13 protein-coding genes are annotated in these 18,119 nt (G+C 71.4%); 5 read left to right on the top strand and 8 right to left on the bottom strand.

Annotated elements, in window-relative coordinates; genetic code table 11:
- Window positions 1-50 precede the first annotated feature (50 nt).
- Window positions 51-1,112: an NAD(+) diphosphatase gene (nudC, locus tag ASG71_RS07310; RefSeq protein ID WP_056737991.1), complete on the bottom strand. Its 1,062-nt coding sequence runs from the start codon at window positions 1,110-1,112 to the stop codon at window positions 51-53.
- A 154-nt stretch (window positions 1,113-1,266) separates the two neighbouring features.
- Here nudC and ASG71_RS07305 point away from each other — a divergent pair, with 154 nt between their 5' ends.
- The gene (locus ASG71_RS07305; protein WP_082574930.1) at window positions 1,267-2,661 is read left to right on the top strand and encodes a macrolide 2'-phosphotransferase; all 1,395 of its coding nucleotides are present in this window, start codon (window positions 1,267-1,269) and stop codon (window positions 2,659-2,661) included.
- Here the strand turns inward: ASG71_RS07305 and ASG71_RS07300 are convergent.
- From ASG71_RS07300 to ASG71_RS07290, 3 genes are all read right to left on the bottom strand, one after another.
- Window positions 2,658-6,173 carry an ATP-dependent helicase gene (locus ASG71_RS07300; protein WP_056737990.1) on the bottom strand — a complete coding sequence of 1,172 codons (3,516 nt, stop codon included), beginning with the start codon at window positions 6,171-6,173 and terminating at the stop codon, window positions 2,658-2,660. The two genes, ASG71_RS07305 and ASG71_RS07300, sit on opposite strands and share 4 nt — an antisense overlap.
- Complete coding sequence (locus ASG71_RS07295) at window positions 6,170-9,406, bottom strand: ATP-dependent helicase (RefSeq protein WP_157366337.1); 3,237 nt, start codon at window positions 9,404-9,406, stop codon at window positions 6,170-6,172. The genes ASG71_RS07300 and ASG71_RS07295 overlap by 4 nt, the downstream gene beginning before the upstream one ends.
- 101 nt (window positions 9,407-9,507) lie before the next feature.
- Window positions 9,508-9,924, bottom strand: coding sequence for an MGMT family protein (locus tag ASG71_RS07290; protein ID WP_056737989.1), 417 nt, complete (start codon window positions 9,922-9,924; stop codon window positions 9,508-9,510).
- Between the two features lie 83 nt (window positions 9,925-10,007).
- Here ASG71_RS07290 and ASG71_RS07285 point away from each other — a divergent pair, with 83 nt between their 5' ends.
- From ASG71_RS07285 to ASG71_RS07270, 4 genes are all read left to right on the top strand, one after another.
- Window positions 10,008-10,718: a 3'-5' exonuclease gene (locus ASG71_RS07285; protein WP_056737988.1), complete on the top strand. Its 711-nt coding sequence runs from the start codon at window positions 10,008-10,010 to the stop codon at window positions 10,716-10,718.
- A 283-nt stretch (window positions 10,719-11,001) separates the two neighbouring features.
- The gene (locus ASG71_RS07280) at window positions 11,002-12,030 is read left to right on the top strand and encodes a methionine ABC transporter ATP-binding protein (protein WP_056737987.1); all 1,029 of its coding nucleotides are present in this window, start codon (window positions 11,002-11,004) and stop codon (window positions 12,028-12,030) included.
- Window positions 12,027-12,698 (top strand): methionine ABC transporter permease, encoded by a 672-nt coding sequence (locus ASG71_RS07275; protein WP_056737986.1) that lies wholly within the window; start codon window positions 12,027-12,029, stop codon window positions 12,696-12,698. The genes ASG71_RS07280 and ASG71_RS07275 overlap by 4 nt, the downstream gene beginning before the upstream one ends.
- 103 nt (window positions 12,699-12,801) lie before the next feature.
- On the top strand, window positions 12,802-13,644 hold the full coding sequence (locus ASG71_RS07270; RefSeq protein WP_056737985.1) for a MetQ/NlpA family ABC transporter substrate-binding protein: 843 nt from the start codon (window positions 12,802-12,804) through the stop codon (window positions 13,642-13,644).
- Between the two features lie 95 nt (window positions 13,645-13,739).
- Here ASG71_RS07270 and hemL read toward each other — a convergent pair whose 3' ends face one another.
- The 4 genes from hemL to ASG71_RS07250 are packed head-to-tail and all read right to left on the bottom strand — an operon-like array spanning window position 13,740 to window position 18,107.
- Window positions 13,740-15,071 (bottom strand): glutamate-1-semialdehyde 2,1-aminomutase, encoded by a 1,332-nt coding sequence (hemL, locus tag ASG71_RS07265; protein WP_056737984.1) that lies wholly within the window; start codon window positions 15,069-15,071, stop codon window positions 13,740-13,742.
- Window positions 15,072-15,076: 5 nt separating this feature from the next.
- Window positions 15,077-16,204, bottom strand: a complete 1,128-nt coding sequence (locus tag ASG71_RS07260) for an LLM class flavin-dependent oxidoreductase (RefSeq protein WP_235563949.1) — start codon at window positions 16,202-16,204, stop codon at window positions 15,077-15,079.
- Window positions 16,201-17,184, bottom strand: coding sequence for a porphobilinogen synthase (hemB, locus tag ASG71_RS07255; RefSeq protein WP_056737983.1), 984 nt, complete (start codon window positions 17,182-17,184; stop codon window positions 16,201-16,203). The genes ASG71_RS07260 and hemB overlap by 4 nt, the downstream gene beginning before the upstream one ends.
- Complete coding sequence (locus tag ASG71_RS07250; protein WP_056737982.1) at window positions 17,181-18,107, bottom strand: uroporphyrinogen-III synthase; 927 nt, start codon at window positions 18,105-18,107, stop codon at window positions 17,181-17,183. Before ASG71_RS07250 ends, hemB begins: the two co-directional genes overlap by 4 nt.
- Window positions 18,108-18,119 lie beyond the last annotated feature (12 nt).

Genomic DNA, 18,119 nt, shown 5'->3' with positions numbered 1-18,119 from the left:
GCGGTTGGGCGGGTGGTGCGCCGCGGCGGGCGCCCGGGGCAGCGGAGCGCTCAGGGACTCTCGGCACGGTCCTCGATGGTGCCCCCGTACCAGTGTTCGATCAGGGCGCGGGCGATCGAGAGCCGGCTGGAGATGACGATTTCACCGCTCAGGACGGCTTCCTGCAGTTCGGTGCGGCTGAACCACCGGGCCCGGGTGACCTCGACGCCGTCGGGCGTGGCCTCGGTGTCCGAGGTCACGGCGGTGAAGCCAAGCATGAGTGAGGCCGGGAAGGGCCAGGACTGCGAGCCGAGGTACTGGGAGGCGGTGACACTGACCCCCACTTCCTCGCCGATCTCACGAACGACGGCCTGTTCGAGGGATTCGCCGGGTTCGACGAAGCCGGCGAGCGTCGAGTAGTTACGGGCATCGAGCGGGCCCCCGCCGCCCAGCAGCAGCCGGTCGTCCGGGCCGACCACGGTGACGATGATCGCCGGATCGGTGCGCGGGTAGTGTTCGGAGTTGTCGGCGGGGCACCGTCGCACCCAGCCTCCGGCTTCCGGGACAGTGGCGGCGCCGCAGCGCGGGCAGTGGGTGTGCGTGGCGTGCCAGTTGGCGATCGCGCTGGCCTCGATGAACAGGGCAGTGTCCGTGGCGTCCAGTTGCCCGGCCACTTCCCGGAAGCCGGCCCAGTGCGCTCCCGCAGGGATGCCCTCGACATGCTGCTCGAACGGCTCGGCGTGGACCTCGAACTGCTCCGGCAGGACGAACAGGACAAACCGGTTCCCTTCGGCGGCGCCGCTTCCGGGCAGGCCGGTGCCGAGGTAGATCACCTGCTCGGGCTCGTACGCGGTGCCCTTGAGGCGCGCTGCGAGGGCGGTCGCGTCCAGGAAGACCAGTCCGTTGCCGCTGACCAGCGCCTGCCGCCGGGAGAGGACCATGGCGCGCGCGCCGCCGGAACGCAGCAGGTCCGCCAGCATGCCGGGTTGCAGCCGGGCGGCGGAGCCGCGGTCGATCAGCGCCGGGCGGACCGGGAGGACGGTTTCCCGCAGCTGGTTGGCCGCCTGACCTGCGCGCGGGTTTTGTCCAATAATTTGCCCGGACCCGGGCTCCGGTGACTCCGCAAGACTCATGTACCCACCGTACCGACCCCCACGGACAAATGACATTTTGCGGGCCCGGTGGCCGCTGCCGGAGCGGCGGCCGCCGGCCGCTATTTCGGGCCGAACTTTCAGACTCGCCGTGGTGCATCGCCGTCTTAGGCGCGGCTCAATCTACCGTGGAAGCGTGAGAAGAAAAGCAATCGAACTGGCAGCGGTGGCAACTGCGGCGGTCCCCGGACTGACCCCGACCGCCGTGAGCTCCGCGCCCGATGATCCGGCCGACTTCGATTCCGCCCTTCTCCTGGACTCCGAAGGCAAGCGCTGGCGGGTGCGGTCGCCGCGGCACGCCGAGGCCAGCACCCGTCTCGAAACCGAATTCCTGGTGCTGCGCGCCTTCACCCCGGGGATCCGTGCCGAGCTTCCTTTCCTGATGCCGACCGTGGCCGGCACGGTCAGGCAGGGCACCCTCAGCACCTTCGTGTACTCGCACCTGTCCGGCGCCACCCGCTCGGTGGAGGATCTGGGCGCCGGCTCGGCCGCGCTGGCCCGTGAGATTGGCGCCGCCCTGGCCGCCATCCACGACCTGCCGCACTCGCTGGTGAGCAACGCGGACCTGCCCAGCTACACGCCCAACGAGTTCCGCCAGCGCCGGCTCAACGAACTGGACCAGGCCGCCACCACCGGGAAGATCCCGCCGCTGCTGTTGCGGCGCTGGGAGCACGCGCTTGAGGACGTGTCCCTGTGGCGCTTCAACCCCAGCGTCGTCCACGGCGACCTGCATGAGGACAACCTGCTGGTCGACGGCGACCGGGTCACGGCCGTGACCGGCTGGACCGACCTGCGGATCGGCGACCCCGCCGACGACATGGCCTGGCTGGTCGCCTCCAATGACCAGGACTTCGTCGACGCGGTCCTGGCGCACTACAGCACCAGCCGCCGCGATGCTCCCGACGCGCACCTGCTGCGCCGGGCCGCATTGTCCGCCGAGTTTGCCCTGGCCCAGTACCTGGTCAAGGGCCTGGCCGCCGACGACGCCGAGATGATCGGCGAGGCCGAGTCGATGCTCGCGGTGCTCGCGGCGGACGTCGCCGAGCACGGCGGCCAGCCGATCAGCGTTGAACCGCTGCCGCAGCCTGCCGTGACCGTCCAGCCCATCAGCCCCGAGGCCGCGGCGCCGTCCAGCGCGCCGGACGCCGGCGGGATGCGCCCGGCGGTCCACGTCACCCCGATCCCGCCCGACGAGGCCGCCGGCACCGGGTCCACCGGCGAGGGACCGGCCGACCGGAAGCCCGACGCCGGCGAGCCCAGTGAGCCCGCCACCGGTGAGCCTGCCACCAGCCGCGAACCTGTGCCGGGCGATGCCGCCGCGCATCCCGTGTCCGGCGCCGCTGACTCCGCCAGCGCGTCGGAGGACGCCGCAACGGAGGACAGCGCAACGAAGGACGGTGCAACGGAGGACAGCGCCGCGGCGGACGGCGGCCCGGAGGACGCCGCTGCGGGTGGCAGCACTCCCCCGGACCGCGATACCGCGACCACGGCGCTGACGGTTGTGCCCGCGCCCGGCAGCGCCGGACGCTAGCCCGCCGGGCGCCCCAGGGCCTCCGCGACGATCGCCTCCAGCCGGTCGGCGGAGCCCAGGTCATGCGGACGGACCACCTGGTCCTGCGCCACGTAGTAGAACGCAGCCCGGACCTGGTCGAGCGGCACGCCCTTGAGCCTGGACCAGGCGAGGCGGTAGACGGCGAGCTGCACGGACTTGGTCCCCAGCTGCCCCGCTGAAGGGCGGCGCCCGGTCTTCCAGTCCACGAGGTCCCAGCCGCCGTCGGCGTCACGGAACACGGCATCGATCCTGCCCCGGACCACCACGTCGCCGATCCGGGTCTCCACCGGAACCTCCACGTGGGCCGGCGCGCGGTGCGCCCACTCGGACTGCCTGAAGGTCTCCACCATGGCGTCCAGGCCATATGCCGCGTCGATGTGGTCGTCCGATCCGGGGGCGTCCCCGAGGTCGAGCATGCCGGTGGTCCCGAAGTACTCCTCGACCCAGGCATGGAAGGCCGTGCCCTTGCGGGCGGACATCCCCGGTTCGCGCGGCACCGGCCGCCGCAGCCGGGCCACGACGCCGGCCGCGTCGTCGTCGAGGTCCACCAGCGTGGACGCGGAGATGTGCCCGGGAAGGTGAACGTCCTGGACCGCGGAGCGCCGCGAACGCCGTTCCAGCAGCGTCGCCGCTTCCTGCGCCCAGCCGGCCGCCGGACCGCGCAAGGCACCCGGCCGGGGCACCGACGGCGCCGCGCCCGGGGACGGCAGAGCCGGCGTACCGGCGTGTTCCAGCCGTTCGCGCACCCGCGCCGCCGCCGCATCCATGGCGGCGCGCCGGCCGGGGACGAGCCTCAGCCGGGTCCCGGTGTGCGGGTGCACCGGGCCCTCCAGGGGGTCGTAGGGCCAGAGCGCAAGCTCAAGCTCGGAGGTCAGCGGGCTCTCCTCCGGCAGGGCCTCCTCCGCGACGGAGCGCGGATGGATCTCCGCCGCCCCGGACGCGGCCAGCGCCTCAAGCTCGGACAGGAACGGCGACATTTCGGCCAGGCCGGCCCGGGAGCCGACCCAGGCGGCGCTGGAGACCCAGAGCACGTGCTTGGCCCGGGTGTAGGCCACGTAGGCGAGCCGTCGCTCCTCGGCTTCGCCGTGCACCTGGACCGCGGACTTGAACTCCTTCTCGGCGTCGAGCCAGCCCTTTTGGTCCGGGTGGTCAAGATCCCACTGGGGCAGGTCATGGCGGTCCCCGCGCAGCGGCCAGGGCAGCGCCGCGGACCCGCTGCTCCACCGCGAATCCCGGCTGGACGGGAAGGCCCCGGCATTGAGTCCCGGCACGAACACGACGTCCCATTCCAGGCCCTTGGAGGCATGCACGGTCAGCAGCTGGACGGCCTCGTGGTTGACCTCGGCCGCGGCCGCGACGAGGCCGTTCTCCTCCGCCGCGGCTGCCTCCAGCCAGGCCAGGAACGCGAGGACATCGACCCGCTGCGAGGTGTGCAGGAACCCCGCGGCGGCGTCCTGGAAGGCGTCGAGGTTGCGCCGGGCCTGATGGATGCTGATGCCGGGGCGTGCCGCGACTTCAATGTCCAGGAGCATGGCGCGTTCCACCTCGCCCAGCAGGGTGCCCAGGTCATCGCCCATGAAGCTGCGCAGCTGCCGCAGCTCGGCGGACAGCCGCTGCAGCCGGTCCAGCGCCGGCGCGCTCAGCCGCCGCCCGTGCGCGGACGTCCAGTCGGGCCGCGGCAGCCAGTCCAATGCCTCGACCAGGCTCGCGGCGTCGGTCAGGTCACCTTCGATGAGCGGCCCGGCGTCCTCCGGTGAGACATCGCCGGAGTCCGGCGACTGAAGGTCCAGGGCTCCGGGGCGGCCGCGGCGGCGGGCGAGGAAGGCAGACCAGTCGCGGAACGCCATCAGGTCCGCGGGCCCGATCCGCCACCGGGCGCCGGCCAGCAGGCGCATCAGCGAGTCCGACCGGCCCGGATCGGCCAGTACCCGGAGGGTTGCCACCAGGTCGACAATTTCCGGGGTGTCGAGCAGGCCGCCGAGGCCGACGATCTCGTACGGGATGCCCTTGGCCTCGAATTCGCGGCGGATGCATTCCATCTGCGCCCGCCGGCGGCACAACACGGCCATCGCCGGCGGTTCGGGGTTCTCCGCCGTGCCGTCTCCGAAATCGGTCCGGCGGAACTTCAGCACGTCGGCGGCGATCGCCGCAGCCTCGTCCTCGTCGGTGCCGAAGCGGCCCATCACGACCCGGCCCTGCACCGCGGCGGGGCTGGGCTGCAGCGGCGGGACCTCCACGCTCCCGGCGCTGTCGCGGGCTCCCGCGGGTCCTCCGGCGGCCTTGCTGAGCGGAGCGGAGATGACGTTGGCGGCGTCGAGGATGTTGCGCCCGTTGCGCCAGGCAGTGGTCAGGTACGACGTGGGCGCGACCGCAAGCTGCGCTCCGCCGTCGGCGGACGCATCGTCGACCCGGACGGGGAACTCCCGGACGAAGTGGAACAACTGGCCCGCCGAAGCGCCGCGGAAACCGTAGATCGATTGGTTCGGGTCACCCACGGCCGTGACGGCGTGGCCGCCGCCAAAGAGCCGGGAGAACAGCACCAACTGCGCGTGGGACGTGTCCTGGAACTCGTCCAGCAGCACCACCTTGTAGCGTTGGCGTTCGGTCTGCGCTGCGACCGGGATCTCGCTGGCGACCCGGGCGGCGAGGGCCACCAGGTCGCCGAAGTCGAGGGCCCCCCGGGCGCGTTTGGCCTCCGCGTAGCGGCCCACCATGTCCGCGACGCTGGCGCGCGTGCGCAGCAGGCCGGCGAGGTCTGCGGCGGCCTGGCTGGGGTTCTTCTTGGCCGTGGCGAGGTAGGGCAGCGCCTCGAATTCGGCCACCCGGTCCAGCAGCCAGCCCCGCACGGTGGCGGGGTCCTGCAGGTGTTCGGCGCACTCCCCGGCGAGCTGGATGACTGCTTTGACAAGGGTGGATTTGGCGGACCGGAAGTGCTGGTAGTCGCCGTCGTAGGCCTCCACCACCTCGCTCGCGAGCTGGAAGGACTGGGCGCCGCCGAGGAGCACGACGTCGCGTTCCACACCGAGCCGAAGACCGTAGTCGGAGACGATGCCGCTGGCATACGAATGGTAGGTGGAGACCTTCGGTTCCAGCGCGTCGGTGCTGAGCAGCCCGGCGGGGAAGACCTTGTGGGCGGTGTCGGCCGCGGCGATCCGGTCCAGCGCTGCGAGCTTGGCCCGGATCCGGGTGGCCAGTTCGCCGGCGGCCTTCCGGGTGAAGGTAACGCCGAGGACTTCCTCCGGCCGGACCCAGCCGTTCGCGACCAGCCAGACGACCCGGTCGGCCATGGTGGCGGTCTTGCCGGAGCCGGCCCCGGCGATTACCAGCCGGGGCGACAGCGGCGAGGCGATGATCTGGGCCTGCTCCGCCGTGGGGGTGTTCTTCTCCCCCAGCATGGCCGAGAGTTCGGCCGGGCTGAACCGCGGCTCCGGCAGCCCGTCCGGCCGGAGACCGGCTGCAGGCTCAGCCGCGGTGGCGGCGGTGCTGTTCATTCGGTGACCTGCTTTCCCCGTGCGCAGAGCGGACAGACTTCCGGCAACCGGCAGCCGTGGCCGCCGTGGCCGCCCTTGGCCGGGTCGTGGCGGCTCTCGAAGGTGCTGCCCGCCATGACGCGGGCCGCGTCCTGGACCATTTCCTGGGCCCAGTTCGCCTCCGGGTCCAGCGGCGGTTGGCTCTGCACGCCCGGGCTCTTGGTGCCGGTGCCGAGCTGGGCGAGCACCGCGCCCCCGGGCCGGGGCGGCGGGCCGTCGTCGTCGCCGGAAAAGCCGCCGGCCAGGACGGCGGCCTGGTAGGCGCCCAGCTGGGGGTGGCGTTCCAGCTCCGCCTTGCCGGGCTGGCGCTTACCGGTCTTAAGGTCCACGATCACCAGGCGCCCTTCGGCGTCGATCTCCAGCCGGTCCACCTGGCCGCGCAGCACCGCCGACCGCGCCGGCCAGGGGTCATCCCCGGTGACGGCCGGCGGGTCCACATCGGCCAGCTTCACCTCGAAATCCTGTTCCACGCCGAGCAGGCTGCGCCCCTCGCTGCGCATGACCAGCACGTACTGGGCGAGCTTGCGCACCATGGCCTCCGCGCGCTGGAAATCCAGCTTGCCTTCCCAGTTGTCCTTCATGCCCAGCGCCGGCCAGCGCTTGGCCAGTTCGGCGACGTATTCACTGCCTGAAGCGTCGGGAAGGTCCTGTGCTATGGCATGGACCAGCGTTCCGAGGCTGCGGGCAAAGTCCGTGGCGGCCTCCCCGCCGGCGGCCTGGACGAACCAGTCCAGCGGCGACTTCTGCACCGTCTCAACCTTGGACGGCGAGACGAAGACCGTCCCGCCCGGCGGGACCACGGGGTCGGTCGAAGACAACGGCGCCAGCCCCCACCAGCTGTCGGGGTGGGCCCCGGGAACCGGCGGCTCGGCAGCGGCCAGGGCGCCGAGCACGGCCGTGGCCTCGGCCGCTTCGGCGGAGCCGCCGTCGAGCTGGGCATACTGGCGCAGCTCGGCCACGAGGGCGCGCAGCGTCAGCGGCCGCTCCACCGCGGTGTACGGCCGCCGGTCCTGGTCCGGGTGCAGCGGCGCGACGTAGTCCAGGAAGGAGGAGGGCTGGTCGTCCTCAGAGGACACGGCGGTGCAGATCAGCACCTCCCGGACTCTGGAGACTGCCGTGGAGAAGCTGCGCAGTTCGTCATAGCGGATTTCGCGCAGCCGGCTCAGCGGGTCCAGCTGCAATGCGTAGTCGACGCCGTGTTCGACGGCGTCCGCGAAAAGGGTGCTTCCCAGCAGTTCGCCGCGGAGCCGGGTGTTGGGCCAGACGCCTTCCTGCAGGCCGGGCACGATCACGACCGGCCACTCGCGGCCGGCCGCGCTGGCCGGAGTCATCAGCTCCACCGCGTCCTCCAGCTGGGCCCGGGCCGCGAGCGTGTCCATCGGCAGCTCCTGGCTGAGCAGGTATTCGAGGAACTGCTCCGGGCCGGAGCCGGGCAGCTGGTCCACGTACCGTTCGGCGGTGTGGAACAGCGCCATCATGGCGTCCAGGTCCCGGTCCGCCCGGGCCCCCGCCGCGCCGCCGGCCAGGGCGGCCTCGGTCCAGCGGCCGGCCAGGCCTGTGGCATGCCACAGCGCCCAGAGCACGGTTTCGGCGTTGCCGCCGGGCGCCTCCGCCGCCTCCCGCCCGGCCTTGATCATCCGGGCGACACGGCGCGCCGCGTGGCCCTCGATGCCCAGCGTGGCCAGGGCGCCGGGCTCCAGCAGCGCCTCGACGAGCAGCGCGTCGCTGGAGCGGCCGCCGCCGCCGAGCAGTTCCTCGCGCCGCAGTGACTGGCGCAGCCGGCGGAGCTCGATCGACGTTGCCCCGCCGATCCGCGAGGTCAGGAGCGAGACCGCGGCCTCGGGGGTGAGCGCGGCGGGATCCAGCGCCACAGCGTAGGCGTCCAGCAGCGGACGGACCGCCACTTCGTCCCGGACCGCGGACTCGGCGACCGGGATCCGCACCGGGATTCCCTGGCCGGCGAGGTGGCGCTGGACCTGGCTGAGCTGCCCGCCGTTGCGCACGATCACAGCGATGTCGCCCAGGTCCCGGCCGTCGTTGAGCTGGGCCTCGAGGATCCGCTGGGCCACGTACCGCAGTTCGTGAACCGGCGACGGCAGCAGGTGCGCCTCGACCGTCCCGGCAGCGGCGGGGTGCGTGCCGGAAGGCTGCGGGGGTTCGAGCCGGCGGGCCGAGGTGCCGCCGGCGCGCAGCGAGATGCGCCCGGCGACTGCCTGCCAGGCCTCGGCCACGGCGGGCGCGTGGCGGTGGGCGGTCCACAGCGGCAGTTCCAGGACGGTGCCGCCGGCGGGGGCGAGCAGCCGGGGCAGTTCCGCGACAAGGTCCGGCCGCGCGCCGCGGAACCCCTGGACCACGGTGTCCGGGGAGGACGTGACGACGGCGTCCTTGCCGGCTGCGATGTCGGCAAGGAGTTCGAAGACCGCCGGGTTCGCTTCCTGGATGTCGTCGACCAGGACCAGCTGCAGCCGGTCCCGTTCCGCGGCCAGGAAGTCCGGGGCGTCCTGGAAGATCTGCCGCGCAGCCGTGATGATGCCGGCCGGATCGAAGGATTCGGGCATGCGCAGGTCCAGGACGTCACGGTACTCGGCGTACAGCGCGGCCGCGGCCGTCCAGTCGGGCCGCCCGCAGCGCTGCGCGAGGGCGGCAAGGTCCTCGGCCGTGCGCCCGGACTCGATGATGCGGTCGAACAGCTGGCGCACCTCCTGCCGGAAACCGCGGGTCTGCAGGGCGGCGTCGAGGTCCGCGGGCCAGGGCAGTTCCAGCCCGGGACTGGCGTGGCCTTCGAGGAGTTCCTTGATGATCAGGTCCTGTTCCGGGCCCGACAGCAGTTTCGGGGCCCGTGCCAGCGGCAGGATGCCCTCGGCCTTGGCCCGCCGGATCAGGTCGAACGCGTACGACGCCCAGGTGCGCGCCGGCGTCGTGCTCAGGCTGCGGTTCAGCCGCGCCGTGAAACGGTCGCGGAGGGCATCGGCGGCGAGCCGGCCGGGCGCGAGGATGAGCATCCGTCCCGGGTCCACGCCGTCGCGCTGCGCACGGCGGACGGCGGTTTCCACCAGCACGGTCGACTTCCCGGTGCCCGGCGCCCCAGGGACCAGGACCGGCCCGGAACCGTGGGCGACGTCGACGACCGCCAGCTGGTCCGGGGAGAGCACCGGGGCGGAGCCGTGCAGCGTCCGGGGCGGCAGCAGCCGCAGGCCGGGGCCGGACGGCGCGGTCCTTGGGGAAACCTGGGCGGCGGGTGCCGCGACGGTTGGGTCTGCTGATGCTGGGATTGCGGATGCTGGGTCGGGGCTACTCACACGGACATTTCATCATTGGGGACCGACAACTTATGCAACTCCCGTTCGAGGCGTTCGGCCAGGGCATCGATCCGCTCGAACTCCGGTTCTGTCGGCGCCCACCGCGCCGTCACCAGGTCCACCCGCCAGCGGCCCTCACCGGTGCGCTGGTAGTCCCCGTAGCGGCCCAGCAGCGGTGTGCCCTCCGCAAGATAGCGGGCCAGGGCGTCGCGTTCGTGGCCCGGCGGGGCCTCTCCGTTGGCCTTGAGGATCCGCCACCACGGGACAGTGCTGCCGTGGTGGCTCATCACCGCGCCGACCTGCCGCGGGCCTCCGGCGCCGAGGAGCTCGGAGACATCCCCGTACGCGACGGCGGTGCCCGGCGGCACCATGGCGGCAAGCTCCAGCACCGCCTCCACATACTCCGTCCGCATGGCTTAAGGGTACCGGTGCACGGTGGCCGCCGTGCCGGGCCGGGGGTCCCAAAACCGTCGGCGGCAGCCGGTAGCGTTAAAGCATGAGCACCTGGCACACCCTCCCCCGCGCAGCCTTTGATCTTGAGACCACCGGCCGGAATTCCCGCGCGGCCCGGATCGTGACGGCCTCGGTCACCGTGGTGGACGCCGACGGCTCGGTCATCAAGGAGCACGAGTGGCTGGCCGATCCGGGCGTGGAAATTCCCGCCGAGGCCAGTGAGGTGCACGGCGTCACCACCGAGCGCGCCCGCAGTGAGGGCCGCCCGGCCGCGGAGGTCGTCAGGGCGCTGGCCGCCGTCCTCCAGGAGCTCTTCGACACCGGCGTGCCGGTCATCGCCTTCAACGCCAGCTACGACTTCACCGTCCTCGCGGCCGAGTCGGCACGGTACGGCGTGCCGCAGCTGAGCCGGTTCCCCGTGCTGGACCCCTACATCATGAACAAGCAGGTGGACCGGTACCGCAAGGGCAAGCGCACCCTGACCGCGCTCTGCGAGGAGTACGGGGTCAGCCTGGACAACGCCCACACCTCGGCGGCGGACGCGCTGGCGACCCTGCGGATGCTGGACGCCATGGCCGGAAAGTTCCCGAAGCTGCGGATGCCGGCCGGCCACCTGCACCAGCTCCAGGTCGAGTGGGCATCGGCGCAGGCCACGGACTTCCAGAGCTACCTGCGCAAGACCAAGCCGGCCGCGGTGATTGAGGGCGACTGGCCGGTCCTGCCGCCCGAGGACGCCAGCCGCGGCGGCTTCTAGCCGTACTGAGCCGTAAGGCGGGCCCGCAGGGGCCCGTTGGGACGGAGATCACAGGCGGCGCCTGCCGCCCGGACCTGTGCCGCCGCCGTCGCCGATTCCGCCCCGCGGCGCTCTCCCGCCGCCCTGCCGGGCCCTGGGCGCAGGCCGCAGAATTTTGCGAAGTATTTCGCCGATAAGGGTGAACTTCATGCGCAACTGGATGCCAAATCGTGCCGCTGACATAATTTAGTTCAGCAAAGGCCGCGTGTTATGGCGCGCCCGAAACCCAACCGCCAAGGGATAAATGATCACAGTTACCGACCTGCGCAAGGTCTACCGGCAGGGCAAAAAGGAAGTCGTGGCGCTCGACGGCGTCACCCTTTCCGTGCCCAAGGGCTCGGTCCACGGCATCATCGGCCACTCCGGCGCCGGAAAGTCGACGCTGGTGCGCTGCCTGACCCTGCTGGACCGGCCGACCTCCGGCTCCGTCAGCATCGACGGCACCGAGCTCAGTTCCGTCCGGGATTCGGAGATCCGTGCAGCGCGGCGGCGCATCGGCATGGTCTTCCAGCATGCGAACCTGATGGACTCGAGGACGGCGGCCGGCAACGTGGCGCATCCGCTCGAGCTGGTCAGGACCCCGAAGGAGAAGATCCGCACCCGGGTGGCCGAGCTCCTGAAGCTCGTCGGCCTGGAGGGCTTCGAGAATGCCTACCCGTCCCAGCTTTCCGGCGGCCAGCGCCAGCGCGTCGGGATCGCCCGGGCCCTCGCCTCTGATCCGGAGGTCCTCCTCTGCGATGAGCCCACCTCCGCCCTCGACCCCGCCACCACGGACGAAATCCTGGATCTCATCCGGGACCTGACCCAGCGCCTCCAGCTGACGGTGCTGATCATCACCCACGAAATGAACGTCGTGAAGCGCGTTTGCGATTCGGTGTCGCTGCTCTCCCGGGGGCGCATCATCGAGCACGGCGCCCTGGAAGACGTAGCGGGAGAGCTCGACAGCAAGCTCGCCCGTGCGCTGCTTCCCCTGCCGCCGTCGGAACCGCTGCACGGTGCGCTGCAGCGCGGGCCCGTCCTGGAAATCCTGTTCTCCGGTGACAGCGCCAAGGAACCTGTCCTGACCGGCGTGGCCCGGCACTTCGACATTGACCTCAACGTCCTCGCCGGCAGCGTCGAGACCCTCGGCGGCCAGCAGTTCGGCCACCTGCGCGTGCAGCTTGCCGAAGGCGCCGACTTCGACGCCGTGCTGCGGTACCTGCACGAGCGCGGCATCAGCGCCAAGCGCGTAGCAGCCGACGCCGCCCCGGCGGACCAAGGAGCCACCTCATGAATGACATCTTCAGCAACCCTGTCCTCGTCCGCGCCTTGCCCGAGGCGATCGTGGAAACCCTGCAGATGGTGGGCATCTCCGCGTTCTTCACCGTCCTGGTGGGCCTGCCGCTGGGTGTCTTCCTGCACGTCACCGCCCCGGGCGGGCTGCGTCCGATGCCGGTCACGAACCGGATCCTCAGCGACGTCGTCGTCAACATCACCCGGTCGATTCCGTTCGCCATCCTCATGGTGGCGCTGATTCCGCTCGCCCGCGCCCTGACCGGCACGAGCCTGGGTCCGGTCGCGGCGTCCGTGTCGCTCTCGATCGGCACCATCCCGTTCTTTGCCCGGCTCGTGGAGTCCTGCCTGCGCGATGTGCACCACGGCAAGATCGACGCCGCCCAGGTGATGGGCTCCACCAACATGCAGGTCATCAGCAAGGTGATGCTGCGCGAATCCCTGCCGGCCCTCGTCGCGGCCACCACCACCACGGTGGTGACCCTCGTGGGCTACTCCGCGATGGCCGGCCTGGTCGGCGGCGGCGGCCTCGGAAAGCTGGCCTACAACTACGGCTTCCAGCGCTTCGACGTCACGGTCATGATCGTCACCATCGTCCTGATCGTCGTCCTCGTCCAGGTCATCCAGCTTGTCGGGGAGCGGATTTCCCGCGGCCTCGACCACCGCTGACCGGCCCACCCACCCCAGCCTTGCAGCGGGTAGCCGCCCCCTGCATCTGCGCGGACCACGACACTGCCGTGGACTTCCGCCTATTTTGAAAGGAACGCATCCGATGCGTAAGTCACTCACCCTCCTGGCCACCGGCATTGTCACTGCCCTGGCGCTGACGGCTTGCGGTGGTTCGTCCACCCCCAGCGCCCAGGTCACGACCCTCGACCCGGCCAAGCCCGCCACCCTGACGGTCGGCGCCAGCCCGGTCCCGCACGCCAAGATCCTCGAGTTCATCAACCAGGAGCTCGCCCCCAAGGCCGGGCTGAAGCTGGAAATCAAGGAGATCGAGGATTACCAGACGCCCAACACGGCGCTGAGCGACGGTTCCCTCGACGCCAACTTCTACCAGCACCTGCCCTGGTTCGAGGACCAGGTCAAGACCAAGGGCTACAAGTTCGGCCACGGCGAGGGTGTGCACATCGAGCCGTACGCCGCGTTCTCCGAAAAGGTCAAGGACATCAAGGACATCAAGGACGGCGCCAAGGTCGCCATCACGAATGATCCGTCCAACCAGGTCCGGGCCCTCAAGGTCCTCCAGGTGGCCGGCTTGGTCAAGGACATCAAGGACGACACCTCGGTGCTGACGATCAGCGATGAGCAGAACCCGAAGAAGCTCAAGTTCTCGGAGAACCAGCCGGAACTGCTGATCAACGACCTTAAGGACCCCTCCGTGGACCTGGCCCTGATCAACGGTAACTTCATCCTCAAGGCGGGCCTGAGCACCAAGAACGCCCTCGCCGTCGAGTCGGTGGACAACAACCCGTACGCCAACTTCCTGGCCTGGCGCGAGGATTCGAAGGATGACGTGCGAATCAAGAAGCTCGACGAGCTGCTGCACTCCCCCGAGGTCAAGGCCTTCATCGAGAAGGAATGGCCCAACGGCGACGTGACCCCGGCCTTCTAGTCCGGACACCGCGTTAAACACTTTCGGCACCCGCCGCGGCGGGTGCCGAAAGTGTTTAAGAACGACGCCGACGGCGGCTCGCTCGCGCTGTTCCTCTAGGCTTGCGCCGCTGCGGCAGCTTTCGCTGCTGCCGGAAGGGCGTCGAAGACCCGGTTCATCGCGGCGTCGTCGTGCGCGGCGGAGAGGAACCAGGCCTCAAACACCGACGGCGGCAGGTACACCCCGGAGTCGAGCATGGAGTGGAAGAACGGCGCGTAGCGGAAGACCTCCTGGCCCTGCGCGTCGTCGTAGTTGTGGACGCCGCGGGCCGAGGTGCCGAAGGCGACGGAGAACAGGTTCCCCGCGCGCTGGATCGAGTGGTCCACACCCGCGGCGTCCAGCGCCGAGGACAGGGCGCCGGAGAGTTCCAGCGACCGGGCGTCGACGAACGAGTACACCTCGGGCGTGGCGTGCGTCAGGGTGGCGACGCCGGCGGCCATCGCGACCGGGTTCCCGGAGAGGGTGCCGGCCTGGTAGACCGGGCCGGTCGGGGCGAGGTAGTCCATGACCTCGGCGCGGCCGCCGAGAGCCGCCGTCGGCATGCCGCCGCCGATCACCTTGCCGAAGGTGAGCAGGTCCGGGGCCCACGGCTCGGCGGCGTCGGCCGCGCCGCCGGTGAGGCCCCAGTAGCCGGAGTAACCGGTGCGGAACCCGGTGAGGACCTCGTCGAGGATCAGCAGGGCGCCGTGCTCGCGGGTGATCCGGGCCAGGCCGGCGTTGAAGCCCTCGCCCGGGGTGACCACGCCCATGTTGGCGGGGGCGGCTTCGGTGATGACGGCGGCGATGCTGTCGCCGTGCTTAGCGAAGGCGGCCTCGACGGCGGCCAGGTCGTTGTAGGGCAGCACCAGGGTCTCGGCGGCGGTCGCGGCGGTGACGCCGGCGGAGCCGGGCAGCGCGAGCGTGGCGAGCCCGGAGCCGGCGGCGGCGAGCAGGCCGTCCAGGTGGCCGTGGTAGCAGCCGGCGAACTTGATCACGAGGTTCCGGCCGGTGTAGCCGCGGGCCAGCCGGATCGCGGTCATGGTCGCCTCGGTGCCGGTGGAGACCATCCGGACCCGCTCGGCCGCCGGCACGCGTTCCTGCACGAGGGCCGCCAGGTTTGCCTCGTCGGGGGTGGACGCGCCAAAGGACAGCCCGCGGTCGACGGCGGCGTGGACCGCCGCGAGGACCTCCGGGTGGGCGTGGCCGAGCAGGGCCGGGCCCCAAGAGCAGACCAGGTCGACGTATTCGGCGCCGTCGGCGTCGGTCAGGTAGGCGCCCTTGGCGGAGACCATGAAGCGCGGCGTGCCGCCCACGGAGCCGAAGGCCCGGACCGGTGAGTTGACGCCGCCGGGCATCAGCCGGCGGGCGCGGTCGAAGAGTTCCTCGTTGCGAGGGTGGCTGGAAGTCATGGTTCCTATTCTTTCAGTGCTTGCGGTGTGCCGGCGCCGCGGCCGGCCAGCAGGGCGGCGACGCGGAGCGCCACCTCGGTGCCGAACAGTTCGATCGAGCGCATCATGGCGGCGTGCGGGAGCGTGCCGTTGCTGTATTTGAGGTCGAAGCGGTCCGCGCCCAGGGTTTCCTTGAGCAGGGCGATCTTGGCGGCGACGGTCTCGGGCGAGCCGACGAAGAGTGCTCCCTCTGGGGCGCACAGGTAATCGAATTCGGCCCGGCTGCCCGGACCCCAGCCCCGTTCGGCCCCGATCTGGTTGCGCTGGCCCAGCCAGTGCGGGAAGAACTCTTCCCGCGCTTCCTCGTCCGTGGCGGCGACGTGGCCGGGCGAATGCGTGGCCACCTGCTGCATCGGGTGCCCGTACTTGGCCATGGCCTCGCGGTAGAGGTCCGCCAGCGGGCCGAAGGACCGCGGTTGCCCGCCGATGATGGCGAAGATGATCGGGTAGCCGTATTCGGCGCAGCGCAGCACCGACTCGGGGGTGCCGCCGACGCCGATCCAGGCCGGCAGCAGGTGGTGCTCCAGCGGCGGGTAGACGCTGAGCCCGTTGATGGGCCGGCGGGTCCTGCCCTCCCACTTGACCGGTTTCTGCGCGCGGACCTTGTCGAAGAGCTCAAGCTTTTCCTCGAACAGGACCTCGTAGTCGGCCAGGTCCAGGCCGAACAGCGGGAACGACTCCACGAAGGAGCCGCGGCCCAGCATGACCTCGGCCCGGCCGTTGGAGATGGCGTCCACGGTGGCGAACCGCTGGAAGACCCGGATCGGGTCATCCGAGCTCAGCACGGTCACCGCGGAGCCGAGGCGGATCTTTTTGGTCCGGGCCGCGGCGGCGGCGAGGAAGACCTCCGGGGCGGAGACCGCGAAGTCACGGCGGTGGTGCTCCCCCACCCCGAAAGCGTGCAGTCCGACCTCGTCCGCGAGTTCCGCCTGTTCGAGCAGCTGCCGCAGGACCTGGGCATGCGGGACGGGGTGCCCGTCGGGGAACAAGCCGACGTCGCCGAAGGTGTTCAGGCCGAGCAGGATCGTGTCCGGACCGACCGGGGCGGTCGGGTTGGCTCCCGAGGCCGGGTCCGGCACGTCCGCGGCGCTCAACGGGTTTCCTTCAGCCAGCCGGCGAGTTCGCTCGCCCAGTAGGTCAGCACCATGTTGGCGCCCGCCCGCTTGATGCCGAGGACGGATTCGGTGATCGCTGCACGGCGGTCGATCCAGCCGTTCGCGGCGGCGGCCTCGATCATCGAGTACTCACCGGAGATCTGGTAGGCGGCGACCGGCACCGGGCTCATCGCGGCGACGTCGGCCAGGATGTCGAGGTAGCTCATCGCTGGCTTCACCATCACCATGTCGGCGCCCTCCTCGAGGTCAAGTTCGACCTCCAGGATGGCTTCGCGGCGGTTGGCGGCGTCCATCTGGTAGGTGCGCCGGTCGCCGGTGAGCTGGGAGTCGACAGCTTCGCGGAACGGGCCGTAGAACGCGGAGGCGTATTTGGCGGCGTAGGCCACGACGGCGGTGTTGGCGTGGCCTGCCTCTTCGAGGGCCTGGCGAATGACCGCCACCTGGCCGTCCATCATGCCGGAGGGTCCCAGCACGTGGGCGCCGGCCTCGGCCTGGGCGACCGCCATCCGACCGTACAGCTCAAGGGTCGAATCGTTGTCGACATAGCCGTGCGCGTCCAGGACGCCGCAGTGGCCGTGGTCGGTGAACTCGTCGAGGCAGACATCGCTCATGATGACCAGGTCGTCGCCGACCTCGGCCTTGACGTCGCGGATGGCCTTGTTCAGCACGCCGTCGGGATCCAGGGCGGCGGTGCCGCGCGCGTCGCGTTCGGCCGGCACGCCGAAGAGCATGATGCCGCCCACGCCCAGCCGCACGGCTTCGGCGGCGGCGCGCTTGAGCGACTCGGTGGTGTGCTGCTGCACGCCGGGCATGGAGGCGATCGGGTTCGGTTCGTTGAGGCCCTCGCGGATGAAGGCCGGCAGGATGAGTTCTGCCGGGTCCAGCCGGTACTCTGCCGTCAGCCGGCGCATTGCGGGGGTGGTGCGGAGCCTGCGGGGGCGGTGGGTCGGGAAGCTCATGGCTGATCCTCAATCTGCTCGGGGTCGGGAAGGGGTTGGTGGCGGGCCGGCGCCAGGGCCTCGGTGACGGCGGCGACGAGCCCGGAAGCGGTGGGCTCCGGGGCGACGGCGGCGACCTGCAGCCCGAGGGCGTGCGCCTCGGCCGCCGTCGAGCGTCCGATCGCGACGAGGCGGCAGCCGCCCAGGGGCGCCAGGCCGCCGTGGACCCGGCGCGCGGCGCTGGGTGAGGCGGCGACGACGGCGGCCAGGGTTCCGGCGTCGAGCGCGGACTTGGCCTCGGCGAAGCTCAGCACGGCCGCGCCCACTTCCGCCGCGGCAGCCACGGATGCGCCCGGGTCCAGGCTGCGCCGCGGGTCCGCGGGGTAGTCCACGGTCCGGTAGGCGGTGACGGCCTGCACCGCGGCGCCGCTGGCGGCCAGCCCACGGCGCAGCCGGGGGTCGGCGATGTCCGCCTGCGGCAGCAGCACCGTACCGCGGCCGGCGGGCCAGACGTCCAGCAGCCCGGCGCCGGAGTGCTGCCCGGCGGGGGCAAGGTCGACGGCGACGTCCAGGCGTTCCAGCGCGCGTCGGGTGGCGGGGCCGACGGCTGCCACCTGCAGGCTGCCCGGCAGCCAGGCGCTCAGGGCGGCGCCGCGTTCGGCGGCCTTGGCGGCCAGGACCTGGACGGTGGTGACGCTGCTGACTACCAGCCAGGTGTAGGCGCCGGCGCCGAGCGCGTCGAAGGCAACGTCGAGGGAGTGCTGGTCCGGGGCGGCTTCGAAGTCGATGAGCGGCAGCAGCAGCGGTTCCGCGCCGGCGGCGCGGAGCGCGGAGACGAGCGCTCCGGCCCGGTCCGGGCTGCGGGTGACCAGCACGCGGGCACCGGCCAGTTCCTCCGCCCCGGTGTCCGGGTCCGGGCGGAAGCCAGCGCTGCGGCGTCCCATGGGGTGTGGATC

Origin of the sequence: Arthrobacter sp. Soil763 (genome assembly GCF_001428365.1) — a bacterium.
In the GTDB taxonomy this organism is placed as follows: domain Bacteria; phylum Actinomycetota; class Actinomycetes; order Actinomycetales; family Micrococcaceae; genus Arthrobacter.
This window is presented reverse-complemented; position numbering and strand designations above follow the sequence as displayed.